Source organism: Ketobacter alkanivorans, from assembly GCF_002863865.1.
GTDB classification, from domain to species: Bacteria; Pseudomonadota; Gammaproteobacteria; order Pseudomonadales; family Ketobacteraceae; genus Ketobacter; species Ketobacter alkanivorans.
Genome location: NZ_CP022684.1, coordinates 589,674 through 611,336 on the forward strand (window position 1 = coordinate 589,674; position 21,663 = coordinate 611,336).

A 21,663-nucleotide genomic window follows, 5' to 3' on the forward strand; every position below is an offset into this window, starting at 1 on the left:
CCTTAGCTGCTATGTGGTTTTCGTAATTCCAATTCTAAACGCATTACTTAAGGTACCGCCGTCGCGTCAACTGTGTTTTCTATGTATAAAAACGCACCATTATCCTCGTAAATGTCATAGTCTACACCGCCTACTGTTGCACTTCCGGTATTCACCCAAGCATCAGAGCCTGACGATACCACGGCATCACTTGAACCACCCTTTACATACAATATCGATGTCTCTTTGGACAATCCCAAAACCGTTATTCGACTGACAGTCAGCACATTACCGCTGTCTGCTAGGTCGATCACTTCAATATCCGAGATTGACTCTTCACCAATCGAGGTTAAATCGAACGTATTCAAGGAAGTGGTAAACAGAATGGTATCAGTGCCCAGCCCTCCGTCAATATCGAAAAAATTCACATCCTCAATTTCGACGATATCATCACCAGACCCGGTTCTGATTGCATCCAGCCCCCCTCCGGACTGCACCGTGTCGTCGCCATCAGTACCAATCAGATTTTCATCCGCACTGGTGCCTTCCCCACTTACGTCTACCGCACCTAGGAAATCCTGCCCCCAGATCACATTCACTTCCCCTGAGAAAGAGCCTGCGTTATCACCGGCCACCGACGACACCATGATGTCTTGATAGCCATCACCGTTCATATCGCCCGACGTTGCGGATTGCCCAAAGCGATCATCACTGGTATCACCACTGATTTTAAAACCAGTGCTGGCGCTCAGGCTGCTCAGATCAATATCACCGCGACTGGTGCCTGTGATCCCAAAGATCACCCAGGCAGCACCGGCATTGGTGCCCGCATCGTCATCCTTGCCACTGGAAAGCATAATATCGTCAACGCCATCGCCATTGATGTCGCGAACACCTTGCGCGGTGTAAGAGGATTCTTCTCCCGAATCTTCACCGTAAATGACATAGCCCCGGGCAGCCGGCAAGGTTTCCAACGTCAGATCACTGTGAGGGGCGCTGCTGGTTCCATAAATCACCATAGCCGCACCATTGCTGGTGCGCGATGCATAGGTTGCACTGGGCGCACCGACGATCAGATCCGACAATCCATCACCGTTGACATCCGCAGCCCCTAAAGAGCCACCCAACCAGGCATTGGAATCGGTGGTGCTGATGGCAAAACCGTTGGTGCCATTTAAAGCTGCCAAGTCGATATTACTGAACGTTGGTCCGGCATTACCAAAGACCACATAGGCTTCACCATCATCACTGGAAACGCCTGGAGCACCGATCATGACATCACTGTAACCATCACCGTTGTAATCTCCAAGATACTGAGCGCGACCCACGTGAGCCCCGGTTTCTGAGCTGTATACGCGGAAACCATGAGTTGCATATGCATCCAAACGGAAATTCGCTCGTGTCGCGCCTGATTGACCGAAAATCACATAGACATACCCCCCGTTCGTCGCATTCTCGTCACCCTGCTCATGACCAATCAATAGATCATTGATGCCATCGCCATTAAAATCACCACTTGCATCAATAAACTGAGCATTATTGGGTTCATAGCTATTGTACATGCCGATTTCATCCGAACTTTCGTGCCCGGTAATTACAAAACCCTTGCTGTTAGTAAAGCCCGAAGTGCGATTGAAATCCGATGACAAATTGATTCCTGAAGGTGAACCATTACCCCAGATGACATAAATATTACCCCCAGTGGTAGCACCATCATCAGCTCTACTGGCCACTACGATCATATCGTCGTAACCATCACCATTAAGATCGCCGCTGATGTCTACCACACTGCCCGCGTAATCCGCCGTATCAGCACCATCGACTTCGAATCCATCACTGGCGCTGAGCGAAGTCATGGCAATACCGGAACGGGTGGCTCCAGCTTTGCCATAGACCAGATAGGCGAAACCGCCGCTGGTGTTGCTCAAGTTACTGTCGGGCACCCCAATGGCCAGATCCTCAAAGCCATCACCGTTAAAATCACCACCGCTGCTAATACTGTGGCCGAAATACACTGTGGAGGTTTCTGCGCCGGTAATAAAGAAACCGTCTTCGGCTCTTAAGAACGTAACATCCAAGGTAGTCGCACCACTCAACACAATGGCTTTGTTGGCATTGAGCGAACCACTGGCCCCCGGTGATGGCAATGTTAGGTTCGCATTGGCGTAATCCGCACTGCGAATCACCCCGCCGTTCAATTCCAAAGACGTGGTTGAGGCGTAGGCCAGATCCGAGGTAGTATCACCCAATGCCACCGTATAATTGAACGTCAAGGTGGTAGTGCCTGTGCCACTGGTGTAACTCACATAAATATCCCCAGCATTTAAGCTCAGACGCAAACGCGGCTTTCCACCGGAAATCGTCACGTTAACCAGCTCGCTAAAGGTCACTTGAATGGAAATTTGATCGCCCCCTCGATAGGTGCCGTTGGCGGTGGACGAGGTGACATTGGTGACTGTGGGCGTGGTGACAAATTTGGTGGTGAAATTCCAAGTGCTGTTGTCGCTGATACCAGTAAACGCGACGGAATTAGCGTTGCGAAATGCACCGGAATCTATCTCGACATAATACGCCGTCACAGGATCGAGTACGGCACTGCGTGCAACGCTGATCACCGCGCTACCACTGCCGGTAACCTGCCCTGAGGTAACGTCAATGGTTTCTATGAGGGTGTCATCGGATAACTGCCGAATGCGAAGATCACCACTGTTCACCGTGACGGCCTCGTTAAACGTGAGCGTCAAACCCGCATCTAAATCAATGCCGGTGGCTTCATCGGCTGGAATGGTGGCGCTCAATTGAGTTGGCACCGTGGTGAAATTCCACGTAGTGGTATCGGCAATGCCCCCATAGGTATTGCCCAATCCATCGGCAAACGTGCCTGCGGCAATCTGTACGTAATAATCACTGCCACCGACAAAGGTGCCAGAAGGGTTAATCGTAATGGTATTGCTGCCAGAACCGGTGACCCGAGCATCCCCCACCGGAATGGTTTCAAACACGCTGCCGCCACCGTTGTAGATAACAATATTGCCAGTGCCTACCGTTACCGTTTCCCCAAAAACAATCACAAGATTACTTGTGTAAGCCACCGAGGTATTGCCATCGGTGGGCGATAATGTGCTAACACTTGGGCCTGCGGTATCGACGGTGATATTAAATGCACTCGATGCCGCCGAGGTATTACCGGCTGTGTCAGCCGCGGTGGCCGTGATGGCGTAAGAGCCATCGCTTAGTGTGGTGCCGGTGTAATCATAACTCCAACTACCACCACCGCTTGCGGTAGTGGTGCCAATGCTTCCCGCACCGATGAAAACTTCCACTGTGGCGTTGGCTTCGCTGGTACCACTGAAAATCAGCGTATTATCGGAGGTAACACCATCGCCGCCTGTGCCCGTATCACTGCTGATACTGGTGACCGACGGTGCCGATGGTGTGCTGGAATCTATCGTAATATTGAAAGCGCTTGATGCGGCTGAGGTGTTGCCAGCGGTATCACTGGCTGTCGCCGTCAACACATAGCTGCCGTCACTAATTATCGTGCCGGTGTAATCATAGCTCCAGGCGCCACCGCCGCTGGCCGTGGTGGTACCGATTGAACCGGCGTCGACAAAGACGGTAACCGTGGAGTTGGCCTCGGCGGTACCTGAAACTACCAATGTATTATCATTGGTAATGCCATCACTGTTGTTGCCAGTATCGGTGGTGATTGCGGTCACTGCTGGTGCTGCAGGTGCGCTTGCATCTACGGTCACATTAAGCGCAGAAGACGCCGCAGAAACATAACCACTCAAATTGGTGGCTTGCGCGGTGATGGCATAAGTGCCATCCGACAAAGCGGTACCAGAATAATCGTAACTCCAGTTACCAGAGGCATCGGCTGTGGTTGTACCTATGGAACCTGCATCAATAAACACTTCGACATCAAAGTAGGCGCCTGTGGTGCCACTGAATACCAAACCTGTATCTGAAGTTATATTATCACTTAAGACACCGGTATCATTGGCGAAGGCCGTGACAGCTGGCGCCGATGGTGTAACCGGTTGCGATAGAACATCTTGAATATATAAAGAGGCCTCTCCGTTATCGTAACGGTCGTAGGTGATGGTATTAACTACTGCGCTGCCATTGGGTGTCCAGGTTTCTCCTGCATCGGTAAACACCCAATCGCTGCTGCCGCCATTGACGTAAAGAATCCGCGCTTCGTCAGACAGAGCCAGCAGACTTGGCTTGTCCAGTGATAATCCATTACCGTTGTCTGCCAGATTAATGACTTCAATACCTCGAATCACTTCATAATTTACGACACGTAAGTCCAGAGAAAGCCCTGTCCCCGTCAATTCAAGGGTGTCTTCACCTCGGCCACCGTCAACACGAACGAAACTCAGATCAGCCACTTGAATAGTATCGTCACCCGCTCCGGCACTCACTGCATCGGCGCCACCGGCGGCTGCTATCGTGTCATCTCCACTAGTGCCCACCAGATAATCGGCACCGGCGGTGCCGGTGAGATCAGAATCAACCAGTGAGAGAAAATCCTTACCCCAAATAACATTCACTTCTCCAGCATCTGCGGCACCGTTATCACCCTGCCGCGAAGCCACAACCAAATCCTGGTAGCCGTCGCCATTAAGATCAGCTACCGCATTGGCCATTCCAAAATAATCAACCGCCCTGTCACCAATGATTTTAAATCCATCGCTCGAATCAAGCGTGTTCAATTGCACATCAGCACGAGAGGCACCGCTTACGCCGTAAATAATCCAGGCGGCACCGGCATCACCACCACCTTCATCATCAACCCAGGAGGTGGCCATGATGTCGTCAACGCCATCACCATTCACATCACCCACACCCTCCACCGCGTGAGAGAAAAAATCGGAGACACCTTCACCGTAAATAGTAAATCCGCTGCCGATGGGCACTGAGCCGAAGGTCATATCCGCGTAAGTGGCAGAGTTGTAGCCATACAGCACCAGTATCGAACCGCTATCACCGTACCCAGTGTTCGATGCTACATTGCCTATCAAGACATCGCTCAAACCATCACCGTTTACATCAGACGACCCTACCGATCCACCCAACCAACTGGCTGCTTCTGAGGTGGAAATAGTAAATCCTTCAGTATTGGTCATCGCCGTTAAGTCGATATTATTGAAGGTGGGCCCGGCGTGCCCGAAAATCACATAAGCCTGACCAGCATCACCGGCCACTGCATCAGACCGCACTGCGCCTACCACCAGATCGTTGAATCCATCACCGTTAAAATCACCAATGAACTGTACGCTATGACCTAGTAATTCCCCTCCTACACCACCAGTGTTGATTTCAAAGCCTTGCCCAGCATAGCTTGATAAATCCACATCCGATCGAGTTGCGCCGGTTTGTCCAAAAATCACGTAAACCAGTCCACTATCACCACCACCTTGATCACTGGCTGAATGCCCTATAATCAGGTCATCAATACCATCGCCATTGAAGTCTCCATCTGCATCAAGGAACTGCGCATTCTGAGGATCAATAAAACTGGTATTGCCTACCGCATCTCCCACTTCATGACTGAGAATACGGAATCCATCGGATGGTCCCATTGCAGATAAGTCAATATCAGATCGGGTAGCACCCGCTTCCCCCCAAATAACATAAATGGTTCCACCATCGGCCACTGAGGTATCATCGTGCGAAGCCACCACCACAATTTCATCGTAGCCATCACCATTTAAGTCGCCGGTCAGATCCACTGTCATACCCAGGAAATCTGCCGCATCTGTGCCATAAATCAAGAACCCATCGGTGGCAGCCAATGAATTGACCTGGATATCAGAACGGGTTGCTCCTGCTGCACCGAAAATCACATAAGCGGCACCCGCATCACCGGCCGATATATCACTGTAGGCAACACCGATCACGATGTCTTCAAAGCCATCACCATTGCTGTCTCCACCGCCTCCCACCGAGCGCGCGAACCAATCTCCAACCTCATAACCTTCTATAAAGAACCCATCGCTTGGAGTTAGGTTGGTGATATCCAGTGATGCGGCAGTAATGACAATATTTTTGTTGTTGCTTAAAGAATTTGCCGCGCCGGGCGATGGCAACGTGAGCGTTGCGTTAGCTAGATTTGCACTGCGAATGGTGCCACCATTTAAGCTCAGTGATGCCGCTGACACATAACCCAAGTCACTAGTGCTATCACCGGTCACAACTGAATAGTCAAACTGTAAAGTGGTGGTTCCTGTGCCACTGGTGTAATTAACGTATTTATCCGAACCATCCAGATCGATGTAGATCCGAGGTGTCCCGGTCACGTCCACCGCTTCGCTGAACACGATCTGTATGGGAACGGTATCTCCGCCCCGATAGGTACCGTTTGCCAAGGATGATGTGACGTTGGTCACCGTGGGAATGGATACGTTAACGGTAGTGAAATTGAGCGTGCTGTTGCCACTGATACCAGCATAGGCGGCTGAATCTGTATTTATAAACGCCCCAGCATCGATTTCCACATAATAGGCAGTATTGGGGGCCAGTGTATCGGACAGGGAAACGGTAATGCTGGTAGTGCCATCGCCAGTGATGGTAGCCACTGCCACATCAATGGTTTCGAAAACAACATCGTCACTGACTCGTTTGATCACTATGTTGCCAACATTCGCCGTCACGGCTTCATTGAACACGAATGTTAAATCAGTGTTTAATGCAACACCGGTGGCTTCGTCTGCCGGTGTTGTGCTCGTCAGCGCGGTATTTAACGTAGTGAAAGCCCAGGTGCTGTTACCGCTGATTCCGGCGTAACTGTTGCCTGCCAGATCAATCAATGCACCGGCATCAACTTCCACATAATATTGACGACCACCAACCAAGTCCGATGTCGGGTTGATGGTAAGAGTGGTGGTACCGGTTCCGGTCACCTGGCCACTGGTGATGTCGATGGTTTCTACGATGGTGTCGTCGAGGTAGCGCCGAAGGACCAGGTTGCCTGTCGCCACATAGACGTTGTCGGCAAAGGTCATGGTGAGGTTGCTGGCAAAGGCAACACCGGTTGCACCGTTTGCGGGCGTATAGCTGCTGACAGCGGGTGCCACTGTATCCACCGTGACATTGAAGGTGCTGGAGGTGGCAGACGCATTTGCTGCGTTGTCGCTCGCTACCGCAGTGATCGCATAGGTGTTGTCGGATAAGGTGGTGCCGGTGTGATCGTAGCTCCAGTTGCCACTACCATCGGCAGTCGTAGAACCAATCGATCCCGCATCAATAAATACTTCCACAGTTGCGTTGGCTTCAGCGGTACCGCTGATCACCAATTGGTTGTCACTGGTTACGCCATCAGATGCTGTACCGGTGTCGTCGGTAATTGCGGTAACCGCAGGCGCTGCAGGTGCGGCTGTATCAACCGTCACACTCATTGCAGATGATGCTACGGACGTGTTACCCGCCAGATCCTGAGCAGTGGCAGTGATACTGTAGCTGCCCGCACTCAGGGTGGTTCCTGTGTGATCGTAGCTCCAATTACCTGAGCCGTCCGCGCTGGCTGTGCCAATGCTGGCCGCGTCAATAAATACTTCCACAGTTGCGTTGGCTTCGGCTGTGCCCGAGATCGCCAAGGTATTATCAGACGTAATGCCATCGCCGGCTATTCCAGTATCCGTGGTGATAGCCGTGACTGCCGGGGCCGCTGGGGTACCAGTATCCACAGTAATATTAAATGCACCTGATGCTACAGAAGCATTGCCTGACGTATCCGTAGCAGTAGCCGTAATAGCATAGCTACCATCCGCTAACGTGGTGCCGGTGTGATCATAACTCCAGTTGCCACTGCCATCCGCTGTCGTAGTACCAATCGATCCTGCATCGATAAATACTTCCACAGTTGCGTTGACTTCCGCGGTACCGCTGATCACCAATTGGTTGTCACTGGTTACGCCATCAGATGCTGTACCGGTGTCGTCGGTAATTGCGGTAACCGCAGGCGCTGCAGGTGCGGCCGTATCAACCGTCACACTCAATGCAGATGATGCTACGGACGTGTTACCCGCCAGATCCTGAGCAGTGGCAGTGATACTGTAGCTGCCCGCACTCAGGGTGGTTCCTGTGTGATCGTAGCTCCAATTACCTGAGCCGTCCGCACTGGCTGTGCCAATACTGGCCGCGTCAATAAATACTTCCACAGTTGCGTTGGCTTCGGCAGTACCAGAGAACACCAGCGTGGTGTCACTGGTGATCTGATCGTTGTTGGTACCGGTGTCGGAGGTGATCGCAGTGACAAATGGCGCTGCTGGGGTACCAGTATCCACAGTTATATTAAATGCACCCGATGCTACAGAAGCATTGCCTGACGTATCCGTAGCAGTGGCCGTAACGGCATAGCTACCATCCGCTAACGTGGTGCCGGTGTGATCGTAGCTCCAGTTACCACTGCCATCGGCTGCAGTGGTTCCAATGGACCCAGCATCGATAAACACTTCAATACTAGCGTTGGCTTCAGCAGTACCGCTGATCACCAATTGGTTGTCACTGGTTACGCCATCAGATGCTGTACCGGTGTCGTCGGTAATTGCGGTAACCGCAGGCGCTGCAGGTGCGGCCGTATCAACCGTCACACTCAATGCAGATGATGCTACGGACGTGTTACCCGCCAGATCCTGAGCAGTGGCAGTGATACTGTAGCTGTCCGCACTCAGGGTGGTTCCTGTGTGATCGTAGCTCCAATTACCTGAGCCGTCCGCACTGGCTGTGCCAATACTGGCCGCGTCAATAAATACTTCCACAGTTGCGTTGGCTTCGGCAGTACCAGAGAACACCAGCGTGGTGTCACTGGTGATCTGATCGTTGTTGGTACCGGTATCGGAGGTGATCGCAGTGACTGCCGGGGCTGCCGGGGTTCCGGTATCCACAGTAATATTAAATGCACCCGATGCTACAGAAGCATTGCCTGACGTATCCGTAGCAGTAGCCGTAATAGCATAACTGCCATCCGCTAACGTGGTGCCGGTGTGATCATAACTCCAGTTGCCACTGCCATCCGCTGTGGTGGTTCCAATGGACCCAGCATCGATAAATACTTCCACAGTAGCATTGGCCTCAGCAGTACCCGTGAACACTAGAGTGTTATCAGAGGTAATGCCATCGGCTGCGTTGCCAGTATCCGTGGTGATGGCCGTGACCGACGGTGCGCCAGGAGCACCAGTATCCACAGTAATATTAAATGCACTTGATGCTGCAGAAGCATTGCCTGACGTATCCGTAGCGGTAGCCGTAACGGCATAGCTGCCATCCGCTAATGTGCTACCGGTGTGATCATAAGACCAGTTACCACTGCCATCGGCAGTCGTAGTACCAATCGATCCTGCATCAATAAATACTTCAATACTGGCGTTAGCTTCAGCTGTGCCGGAGATCACCAAGCTGTTATCAGACGTAACACCATCGGCGGCGGTGCCAGTATCCGTGGTAATAGCCGTGACCGACGGTGCGCCAGGAGCACCAGTATCCACAGTAATATTAAATGCACTTGATGCTGCAGAAGCATTGCCTGACGTATCCGTAGCGGTAGCCGTAACGGCATAGCTGCCATCCGCTAATGTGCTACCGGTGTGATCATAAGACCAGTTACCACTGCCATCGGCAGTCGTAGTACCAATCGATCCTGCATCAATAAATACTTCAATACTGGCGTTAGCTTCAGCTGTGCCGGAGATCACCAAGCTGTTATCAGACGTAACACCATCGGCGGCGGTGCCAGTATCCGTGGTAATAGCCGTGACAGCTGGTGCTGCTGGGGTACCAGTATCCACAGTAATATTAAATGCACCCGATGCTACAGAAGCATTGCCTGACGTATCCGTAGCGGTAGCCGTAATGGCATAGCTGCCATCCGCTAACGTGGTTCCAGTGTGATCATAAGACCAGTTGCCACTGCCATCCGCTGTAGTGGTTCCGATGGACCCAGCATCAATAAAGACTTCTACACTGCTGTTGGCTTCGGCTGTGCCCGTTATCACCAATTGGTTATCGGAGGTAACGCCGTCGGCTGCCGTTCCGGTGTCGTCGGTAATTGCGGTAACCGCAGGCGCTGCAGGTGCGGCTGTATCAACCGTCACACTCAATGCAGATGATGCTACGGACGTGTTACCCGCCAGATCCTGAGCAGTGGCAGTGATACTGTAGCTGCCCGCACTCAGGGTGGTTCCTGTGTGATCGTAGCTCCAATTACCTGAGCCGTCCGCGCTGGCTGTACCAATACTGGCCGCGTCAACAAATACTTCCACAGTAGCGTTGGCTTCGGCAGTACCAGAGAACACCAGCGTGGTATCACTGGTGATCTGATCGTTGTTGGTACCGGTATCGGAGGTGATCGCAGTGACTGCCGGGGCCGCTGGTGTACCAGTATCCACAGTAATATTAAATGCACTTGATGCAGCAGAATCATTGCCGGACGTATCCGTAGCAGTAGCCGTAATAGCATAGCTACCATCCGCTAACGTGGTGCCGGTGTGATCGTAACTCCAGTTGCCGCTGCCATCGGCTGTCGTAGTACCAATCGATCCTGCATCGATAAACACTTCAATACTTGCGTTAGCTTCAGCAGTACCCGATAACACTAGAGTGTTATCGGAGGTAACACCATCTGCGGCTGTTCCAGTATCCGTGGTAATAGCCGTGACCGACGGTACGCCAGGAGCACCAGTATCCACAGTAATATTAAATGCACTCGATGCTGCAGAAGCATTACCTGACGTATCCGTAGCAGTAGCCGTAATGGCATAGCTGCCATCCGCTAACGTGGTTCCAGTGTGATCATAAGACCAGTTGCCACTGCCATCCGCTGTAGTGGTTCCGATGGAGCCTGCATCAACAAATACTTCCACAGTTGCGTTGGCTTCGGCTGTGCCCGAGATCGCCAAGGTATTATCAGAGGTAATGCCATCGCCGGCTGTTCCAGTATCCGTGGTGATAGCCGTGACAGCTGGTGCTGCTGGGGTACCAGTATCCACAGTAATATTAAATGCAGTTGATGCTGCAGAAGCATTGCCTGACGTATCCGTAGAAGTAGCCGTAATGGCATAGCTGCCATCCGCTAACGTGGTGCCCGTGTGATCGTAGCTCCAGTTGCCACTGCCATCGGCTGTAGTGGTTCCGATGGAGCCAGCATCAATAAATACTTCCACATCAGCGTTGACTTCGGCGGTACCCGTGAACACTAGAGTGTTATCGGAGGTAATGCCATCAGATGCTGTACCGGTGTCGTCGGTAATTGCGGTAACCGCAGGCGCTGCAGGTGCGGCCGTATCAACCGTCACACTCAATGCAGATGATGCTACGGACGTGTTACCCGCCAGATCCTGAGCAGTGGCAGTGATACTGTAGCTGCCCGCACTCAGGGTGGTTCCTGTGTGATCGTAGCTCCAATTACCTGAGCCGTCCGCGCTGGCTGTGCCAATGCTGGCCGCATCAACGAATACTTCCACACTGCTGCTGGCTTCGGCGGTACCAGAGAACACCAGCGTGGTGTCACTGGTGATCTGATCGTTGTTGGTACCGGTGTCCGTGCTGATCGCAGTGACTGCCGGGGCCGCTGGGGTACCAGTATCCACAGTTATATTAAATGCACCCGATGCTACAGAAGCATTGCCTGACGTATCCGTAGCAGTGGCCGTAACGGCATAGCTACCATCCGCTAACGTGGTGCCCGTGTGATTGTAGCTCCAATTACCGCTGCCATCCGCTGTAGTGGTTCCGATGGAGCCTGCATCAATAAATACTTCAACAGTAGCGTTGGCTTCGGCTGTACCCGTGAACACTAGAGTGTTATCGGAGGTAACACCATCTGCGGCTGTTCCAGTATCCGTGGTAATAGCTGTGACCGACGGCGCGCCAGGGGCACCAGTATCCACAGTAATATTAAACGCACTCGATGCGACAGAAGCATTGCCGGACGTATCCGTAGCGGTAGCCGTAACGGCATAGCTGCCATCCGCTAACGTGGCTCCAGTGTGATCGTAGCTCCAGTTACCACTGCCATCCGCTGTAGTGGTTCCGATGGAGCCTGCATCAATAAATACTTCAACAGTAGCGTTGGCTTCGGCGGTACCAGAGAACACCAGCGTGGTATCACTGGTGATCTGATCGTTGTTGGTACCGGTATCGGAGGTGATCGCAGTGACCGCCGGGGCAGCTGGGGTACCGGTATCCACAGTAATATTAAATGCACTTGATGCTGCAGAAGCATTGCCTGACGTATCCGTAGCGGTAGCCGTAATAGCATAACTGCCGTCCGCTAACGTGGTGCCCGTATGATCGTAGCTCCAATTGCCACTGCCATCCGCTGTAGTGGTTCCGATGGACCCAGCATCAACAAATACTTCCACAGTTGCGTTGGCTTCAGCTGTGCCGGAGATCACCAAGGTATTATCAGAGGTAATGCCATCGCCGGCTGTTCCAGTATCCGTGGTAATAGCCGTGACCGACGGTGCGCCAGGAGCACCAGTATCCACAGTAACATTAAATGCACTCGATGCTACAGAAGCATTGCCTGACGTATCCGTGGCAGTAGCCGTAATGGCATAGCTGCCATCCGCTAACGTGCTACCGGTATGATCGTAACTCCAGTTGCCACTGCCATCCGCTGTCGTAGTACCAATCGATCCTGCATCAATAAATACTTCCACAGCAGCGTTGGCTTCAGCTGTGCCGGAGATCACTAATGTATTATCAGACGTAATGCCATCGGCTGCGGTGCCAGTATCCGTGGTAATAGCCGTGACCGACGGTGCGCCAGGAGCACCAGTATCCACAGTAACATTAAATGCACTCGATGCTACAGAAGCATTGCCTGACGTATCCGTGGCAGTAGCCGTAATGGCATAGCTGCCATCCGCTAACGTGCTACCGGTATGATCGTAACTCCAGTTGCCACTGCCATCCGCTGTCGTAGTACCAATCGATCCTGCATCGATAAATACTTCCACAGTTGTGTTGGCTTCGGCTGTGCCCGAGATCGCCAAGGTATTATCAGAGGTAATGCCATCGCCAGCGGTGCCAGTATCCGTGGTAATAACCGTGACAGATGGCGCTGCTGGGGTACCGGTATCCACAGTAACATTAAATGCACTCGATGCTGCAGAAGCATTGCCTGACGTATCCGTAGCAGTAGCCGTAATGGCATAGCTGCCATCCGCTAACGTGGTTCCGGTGTGATCATAAGACCAGTTACCACTGCCATCGGCTGTCGTAGTACCAATCGATCCTGCATCGATAAATACTTCAATACTGGCGTTAGCTTCAGCTGTGCCCGAGATCACCAAGCTGTTATCAGACGTAACACCATCGGCAGCGGTGCCAGTATCCATGGTGATGGCCGTCACCGATGGCGCCGCTGGTGCACTGGTGTCGATGGTAATGGCAAAGCCTGCCGATACGGCAGAACTGTTACCAGCTCCATCTGTTGACTGGGCTGTCAGGCTGTAACCACCCTCTGCCAAGGTGCTGCCGGTATGATCGTAACTCCAGTTGCCCGAACCATCGGCAGTCGTTGTGCCAATGCTGACCGCATCAATAAATACTTCCACAGTTGCGTTGGCTTCAGCGGTACCGCTGATCACCAATTGGTTGTCACTGGTTACGCCATCAGATGCTGTACCGGTGTCGTCGGTAATTGCGGTAACCGCAGGCGCTGCAGGTGCGGCTGTATCAACCATCACACTCAATGCAGATGATGCTACGGACGTGTTACCCGCCAGATCCTGAGCAGTGGCAGTGATACTGTAGCTGCCCGCACTCAGGGTGGTTCCTGTGTGATCGTAGCTCCAATTACCTGAGCCGTCCGCGCTGGCTGTGCCAATACTGGCCGCATCAACGAATACTTCCACACTGCTGCTGGCTTCGGCGGTACCAGAGAACACCAGCGTGGTGTCACTGGTGATCTGATCGTTGTTGGTACCGGTATCGGAGGTGATCGCAGTGACGGCCGGAGCCGCTGGGGTACCAGTATCCACAGTAATATTAAATGCACCCGATGCTGCAGAAGCATTGCCTGACGTATCCGTAGCAGTAGCCGTAATGGCATAGCTGCCATCCGCTAACGTGGTGCCCGTGTGATCGTAGCTCCAATTACCTGAGCCGTCCGCGCTGGCTGTGCCAATGCTAGCCGCATCAATAAATACTTCCACAGCAGCGTTGGCTTCAGCTGTGCCGGAGATCACTAATGTATTATCAGACGTAACACCATCGGCTGCGGTGCCAGTATCCGTGGTGATGGCCGTCACCGATGGTGCGCCAGGAGCACCAGTATCCACAGTAATATTAAATGCACTCGATGCGACAGAAGCATTGCCTGACGTATCCGTAGCAGTAGCCGTAATGGCATAGCTGCCATCCGCTAACGTGGTGCCCGTGTGATCGTAGCTCCAATTACCTGAGCCGTCCGCACTGGCTGTGCCAATACTGGCCGCGTCAACAAATACTTCCACAGCAGCATTGGCTTCAGCTGAGCCGGAGATCACTAATGTATTATCAGACGTAACACCATCGGCTGCGGTGCCAGTATCCGTGGTGATGGCCGTCACCGATGGTGCGCCAGGAGCACCAGTATCCACAGTAATATTAAATGCACTCGATGCGACAGAAGCATTGCCGGACGTATCCGTAGCAGTAGCCGTAACGGCATAGCTACCATCCGCTAACGTGGTGCCGGTGTGATCATAGCTCCAGTTACCACTGCCATCCGCTGTAGTGGTTCCGATGGAGCCTGCATCGATAAATACTTCCACAGCAGCGTTGGCTTCGGCAGTACCAGAGAACACCAGAGTGGTGTCACTGGTGATCTGATCGTTGTTGGTACCGGTATCGGAGGTGATTTCAGTGACCGCCGGAGCGGCTGGGGTTCCCGTATCAACGGTAATACTCAGGGCGCTGGAGGTTGCCGATACATTGCCAGATGTGTCGGTTGCGCTGGCGGTAACGCTGTAGCTACCATCCGCTAATGTGGTGCCGGTGTGATCGTAACTCCAGTTGCCCGAACCATCGGCAGTCGTAGTACCAATCGACCCAGCATCGATAAATACTTCAATACTGGCGTTGGCTTCAGCTGTGCCCGAGATCGCCAAGGTATTATCAGAGGTAATGCCATCGGCTGCGGTGCCAGTATCCATGGTAATAGCTGTGACCGACGGTGCGCCAGGAGCTCCAGTATCCACAGCAATATTAAATGCACTCGATGCTGCAGAAGCATTGCCTGACGTATCCGTGGCAGTAGCCGTAATGGCATAGCTGCCATCCGCTAACGTGGTGCCGGTGTGATCATAGCTCCAGTTACCACTGCCATCGGCAGTCGTACTACCAATCGATCCAGCATCGATAAATACTTCAATACTGGCGCTGGCTTCGGCTGTACCCGTGAACACTAGAGTGTTATCAGACGTAATGCCATCGGCTGCGGTGCCAGTATCCGTGGTAATAGCCGTGACCGACGGTGCGCCAGGAGCACCAGTATCCACAGTAACATTAAATGCACTCGATGCTACAGAAGCATTGCCTGACGTATCCGTAGCGGTAGCCGTAATGGCATAGCTACCATCCGCTAACGTGGTGCCGGTGTGATCATAGCTCCAGTTACCACTGCCATCCGCTGTAGTGGTTCCGATGGACCCAGCATCAATAAAGACTTCTACACTGCTGTTGGCTTCGGCTGTGCCCGTTATCACCAATTGGTTATCGGAGGTAACGCCGTCGGCTGCCGTTCCGGTGTCGTCGGTAATTGCGGTAACCGCAGGCGCTGCAGGTGCGGCTGTATCAACCGTCACACTCAATGCAGATGATGCTACGGACGTGTTACCCGCCAGATCCTGAGCAGTGGCAGTGATACTGTAGCTGCCCGCACTCAGGGTGGTTCCTGTGTGATCGTAGCTCCAATTACCTGAGCCGTCCGCGCTGGCTGTGCCAATACTGGCCGCATCAACGAATACTTCCACACTGCTGCTGGCTTCGGCGGTACCAGAGAACACCAGCGTGGTGTCACTGGTGATCTGATCGTTGTTGGTACCGGTATCGGAGGTGATCGCAGTGACGGCCGGAGCCGCTGGGGTACCAGTATCCACAGTAATATTAAATGCACCCGATGCTGCAGAAGCATTGCCTGACGTATCCGTAGCAGTAGCCGTAATGGCATAGCTGCCATCCGCTAACGTGGTGCCCGTGTGATCGTAGCTCCAATTACCTGAGCCGTCCGCGCTGGCTGTGCCAATGCTAGCCGCATCAATAAATACTTCCACAGCAGCGTTGGCTTCAGCTGTGCCGGAGATCACTAATGTATTATCAGACGTAACACCATCGGCTGCGGTGCCAGTATCCGTGGTGATGGCCGTCACCGATGGTGCGCCAGGAGCACCAGCATCCACAGTAATATTAAATGCACTCGATGCGACAGAAGCATTGCCTGACGTATCCGTAGCAGTAGCCGTAATGGCATAGCTGCCATCCGCTAACGTGGTGCCCGTGTGATCGTAGCTCCAATTACCTGAGCCGTCCGCACTGGCTGTGCCAATACTGGCCGCGTCAACAAATACTTCCACAGCAGCATTGGCTTCAGCTGAGCCGGAGATCACTAATGTATTATCAGACGTAACACCATCGGCTGCGGTGCCAGTATCCGTGGTGATGGCCGTCACCGATGGTGCGCCAGGAGCACCAGTATCCACAGTAATATTAAATGCACTCGATGCGACAGAAGCATTGCCGGACGTATCCGTAGCAGTAGCCGTAACGGCATAGCTACCATCCGCTAACGTGGTGCCGGTGTGATCATAGCTCCAGTTACCACTGCCATCCGCTGTAGTGGTTCCGATGGAGCCTGCATCGATAAATACTTCCACAGCAGCGTTGGCTTCGGCAGTACCAGAGAACACCAGAGTGGTGTCACTGGTGATCTGATCGTTGTTGGTACCGGTATCGGAGGTGATTTCAGTGACCGCCGGAGCGGCTGGGGTTCCCGTATCAACGGTAATACTCAGGGCGCTGGAGGTTGCCGATACATTGCCAGATGTGTCGGTTGCGCTGGCGGTAACGCTGTAGCTACCATCCGCTAATGTGGTGCCGGTGTGATCGTAACTCCAGTTGCCCGAACCATCGGCAGTCGTAGTACCAATCGACCCAGCATCGATAAATACTTCAATACTGGCGTTGGCTTCAGCTGTGCCCGAGATCGCCAAGGTATTATCAGAGGTAATGCCATCGGCTGCGGTGCCAGTATCCATGGTAATAGCTGTGACCGACGGTGCGCCAGGAGCTCCAGTATCCACAGCAATATTAAATGCACTCGATGCTGCAGAAGCATTGCCTGACGTATCCGTGGCAGTAGCCGTAATGGCATAGCTGCCATCCGCTAACGTGGTGCCGGTGTGATCATAGCTCCAGTTACCACTGCCATCGGCAGTCGTACTACCAATCGATCCAGCATCGATAAATACTTCAATACTGGCGCTGGCTTCGGCTGTACCCGTGAACACTAGAGTGTTATCAGACGTAATGCCATCGGCTGCGGTGCCAGTATCCGTGGTAATAGCCGTGACCGACGGTGCGCCAGGAGCACCAGTATCCACAGTAACATTAAATGCACTCGATGCTACAGAAGCATTGCCTGACGTATCCGTAGCGGTAGCCGTAATGGCATAGCTACCATCCGCTAACGTGGTGCCGGTGTGATCATAGCTCCAGTTACCACTGCCATCCGCTGTAGTGGTTCCGATGGACCCAGCATCAATAAAGACTTCTACACTGCTGTTGGCTTCGGCTGTGCCCGTTATCACCAATTGGTTATCGGAGGTAACGCCGTCGGCTGCCGTTCCGGTGTCGTCGGTAATTGCGGTAACCGCAGGCGCTGCAGGTGCGGCTGTATCAACCGTCACACTCAATGCAGATGATGCTACGGACGTGTTACCCGCCAGATCCTGAGCAGTGGCAGTGATACTGTAGCTGCCCGCACTCAGGGTGGTTCCTGTGTGATCGTAGCTCCAATTACCTGAGCCGTCCGCGCTGGCTGTACCAATACTGGCCGCGTCAATAAATACTTCCACAGTTGCGTTCGCTTCAGCTGTGCCGGAGATCACTAATGTATTATCAGAGGTAATGCCATCGCCGGCTGTTCCAGTATCCGCGGTGATGGCCGTCACCGACGGTGCGCCAGGAGCTCCAGTATCCACAGTAATATTAAATGCACTCGATGCTGCAGAAGCATTGCCCGACGTATCCGTAGCAGTAGCCGTAATGGCATAGCTGCCATCCGCTAACGTGGTGCCCGTGTGATCATAAGACCAGTTGCCACTGCCATCCGCTGTCGTAGTACCAATCGATCCTGCATCGATAAATACTTCCACAGTTGCGTTGGCTTCCGCGGTACCGCTGATCACCAATTGGTTGTCACTGGTAATGCCATCAGATGCTGTACCGGTGTCGTCGGTAATTGCGGTAACCGCAGGCGCTGCAGGTGCGGCTGTATCAACCGTCACACTCAATGCAGATGATGCTACGGACGTGTTACCCGCCAGATCCTGAGCAGTGGCAGTGATACTGTAGCTGCCCGCACTCAGGGTGGTTCCTGTGTGATCGTAGCTCCAATTACCTGAGCCGTCCGCGCTGGCTGTGCCAATGCTGGCCGCGTCAATAAATACTTCCACAGTGGCGTTGGCTTCGGCAGTACCAGAGAACACCAGCGTGGTGTCACTGGTGATCTGATCGTTGTTGGTACCGGTGTCCGTGCTGATCGCAGTGACTGCCGGGGCCGCTGGGGTACCAGTATCCACAGTTATATTAAATGCACCCGATGCTACAGAAGCATTGCCTGACGTATCCGTAGCAGTGGCCGTAACGGCATAGCTACCATCCGCTAACGTGGTGCCGGTGTGATCGTAGCTCCAGTTACCACTGCCATCCGCTGTAGTGGTTCCGATGGAGCCAGCATCGATAAATACTTCAACAGCAGCGTTGGCTTCGGCTGTGCCCGAGATCGCCAAGGTATTATCAGAGGTAATGCCATCGCCGGCTGTGCCAGTATCCGTGGTAATAGCCGTGACAGCTGGTGCTGCTGGGGTACCAGTATCCACAGTAATATTAAATGCACCCGATGCTGCAGAAGCATTGCCGGACGTATCCGTAGCAGTAGCCGTAATGGTATAGCTGCCATCCGCTAACGTGGTGCCCGTGTGATCGTAGCTCCAATTACCTGAGCCGTCCGCAATGGTTGTGCCAATACTGGCCGCATCAACGAATACTTCCACACTGCTGTTGGCTTCAGCGGTACCGCTGATCACCAATTGGTTGCCACTGGTTATGCCATCTGATGCTGTACCCGTGTCATCGGTAATTGCGGTAACCGCAGGCGCTGCAGGTGTGGCTGTATCAATGGTGATGGCATATACTGCTGACGCTGCTCTATTGCCTGCTACATCCTCGGCTACAGCCAGGAAGCTGTATGTGCCATCAACTAAAGCAATTGACGAGTGATCATAACTCCAATTACCGGCACCATCAGAAACAGTTTGACCGATCAGAACAGCATCTTGATATAGGTACAACGTATTGTTGGGATCGGATGCACCAGATAGCACGATACCATTAGCGGAAGTAATACCATCACCAACGATACCAGTATCTGGCGATATCGCAGTAATCGCCGGTACCACTGGCGCAGCAGTATCAATCACCAAATTAAACGCAACCGACATCGGTGACTGCAATCCGGAAATATTTTCAGCCTGCGCAGTAAGAATGTGTACGCCATCCGTTAACACAGTTGCGGTATGGTCGAAGCTCCAGTTTCCAAACATATCTGCAGTGGTTACGCCAACACCAACACCATCGATATAAACATAGACATCGGCGCCTGCATCGGCAGTACCCAGCACTTCCAATGTTGAATCCGCAGTTATGCCGTCAGACGCCAAACCTGTATCCGTTGTTATCCCCGAGATCACAGGCATACTAGGGGGCAACGCATTAATCACAATGTCGAAACCAGGTGAGACTGAAGACTGGTTCCCCGCCAGATCCACAACTTGAGTGGTTACGCTGTAGTTGCCGTTCACTAAGGGCGCGGCACTTAAATCAAGAATCCAATCGCCGCTGGAGTCCACCAGAACCTGACCGACAGAGGAGCCGTCAAAAAACACCTCAACATAATCCCCAGCGTCAGCCGTACCCACTAACTGAATAGCACCAGTAGCCGTCACCCCGTCACCAATTACACCGGTATCCGGCTGTAATGCAATCGACCCAATAGGATTAGGAGCAGCTGTATCAATCATCAGGTTAAACAAAGAAGACCAAGCCGATTGATTGCCTGCGCGGTCGGTTGCCATCAACTGCACGCTATGCGCACCTTCGGACAGGGCAATGACTGAATAATCGAACGACCAGTTGCCGCTCGCATCAGCGGTAGTATTACCCAGAACGGTAGCATCACGGCGTAAACGAATTTGAGCAAAAGGCTCAGAGACGCCATCAAATACCAAACGTGTGTCATTGGTAATGTAATCCGTCGCACTCAGCCCAGAGTCAAGTGAGATATTCAGAACCGAAGGAGCGGCAGGTGGCACTCGGTCAATAACGACAGGGAATTGTGGGGAAATAGCACTTTGCAGAGTCAAAAACGTGGAGTCTGCAGTCAACATATAGCTTCCGTCGGATAAATTGACAGCGCTGTAATCGACAGACCAGTTCCCCTCGCCATCGGCAATACTCGTACCGATAGCCACACTGTTAAGATAGAGGGTGACCGTCATGCTGGGTTCGGCCATACCGGTGATGACTAAAGTGCCGTCCGTCGTAAAGCCATCCCCGGCTACATAGGAATCGTCCGTGATGGCAGAAATGATAGGTGACGCAGGAGCCGTGGGGTCATAGCGAAATGTAAAGGTGCTGGCGGATGCAACGCTCTCACCGGAAGGAGACACCGTAACGAGGTTCACCTCATAACGATCTGGAATCAAAGTGACGACGGTAAAATCGATGCGCCACTCGCCTCGTGAATCCACCACAGTTGACGCGTTCATCACGCCGTTCAACCAAAATTCAAGAATATGCCCTGGCTCGCCTGTGCCTGAGAACGCGACGGTATCATCAATTACCCGCCCTTCACCAAAAGGCACATCATCCGACCACAACGAAACCACGGCCGGTGCTACGTAATCACTGGTCGACGTATTTTCGCCTGCTTCATTCCCTGGATCTACGTTTCCGGTACCGCTGCCATCACCAGACTCCGAATCATTAAACTCCGAGCTGTTGTCTTCTTCCGAGGTACCGGAACTACCTGAATCACTGCTTTCGGTTTGCTCAGAACCACTGCGCGTGTCTGAACCACCGCCTCCACCACCACCACAAGCGGTGATGAGCAATATGCAACCGAGAACTACCAAATATCGGATCGCACCCAATTGGGACACCCAACCTCCAATCAACTGACTAATTAATAAGCAAAAACAATTAATGGCTCTGCCTTAAATATAGTCGAGGCCAATAAATACGCAGGCTCCAGCCGCATTAATCGCGCTTAATTTTGTTATACAAAGTCATAGAGGAACAGGGAGCAAAACTGAGATGAACCAAACAAAGAAAATATATTAAAGTGTCATCAAATCAATTAGTTAGAGCATCTAAAAATCACATAACTTTATAATAAAAACGATGAAAGCT

The 21,663-nt window shown here is 52.6% G+C and carries 1 protein-coding gene; it reads right to left on the reverse strand.

Features of this window, described 5'->3' with window-relative positions:
* Positions 1–47: 47 nt before the first annotated feature.
* Positions 48–21,413, reverse strand: coding sequence for an Ig-like domain-containing protein (locus Kalk_RS02410; RefSeq protein WP_101892689.1), 21,366 nt, complete (start codon positions 21,411–21,413; stop codon positions 48–50).
* Positions 21,414–21,663 lie beyond the last annotated feature (250 nt).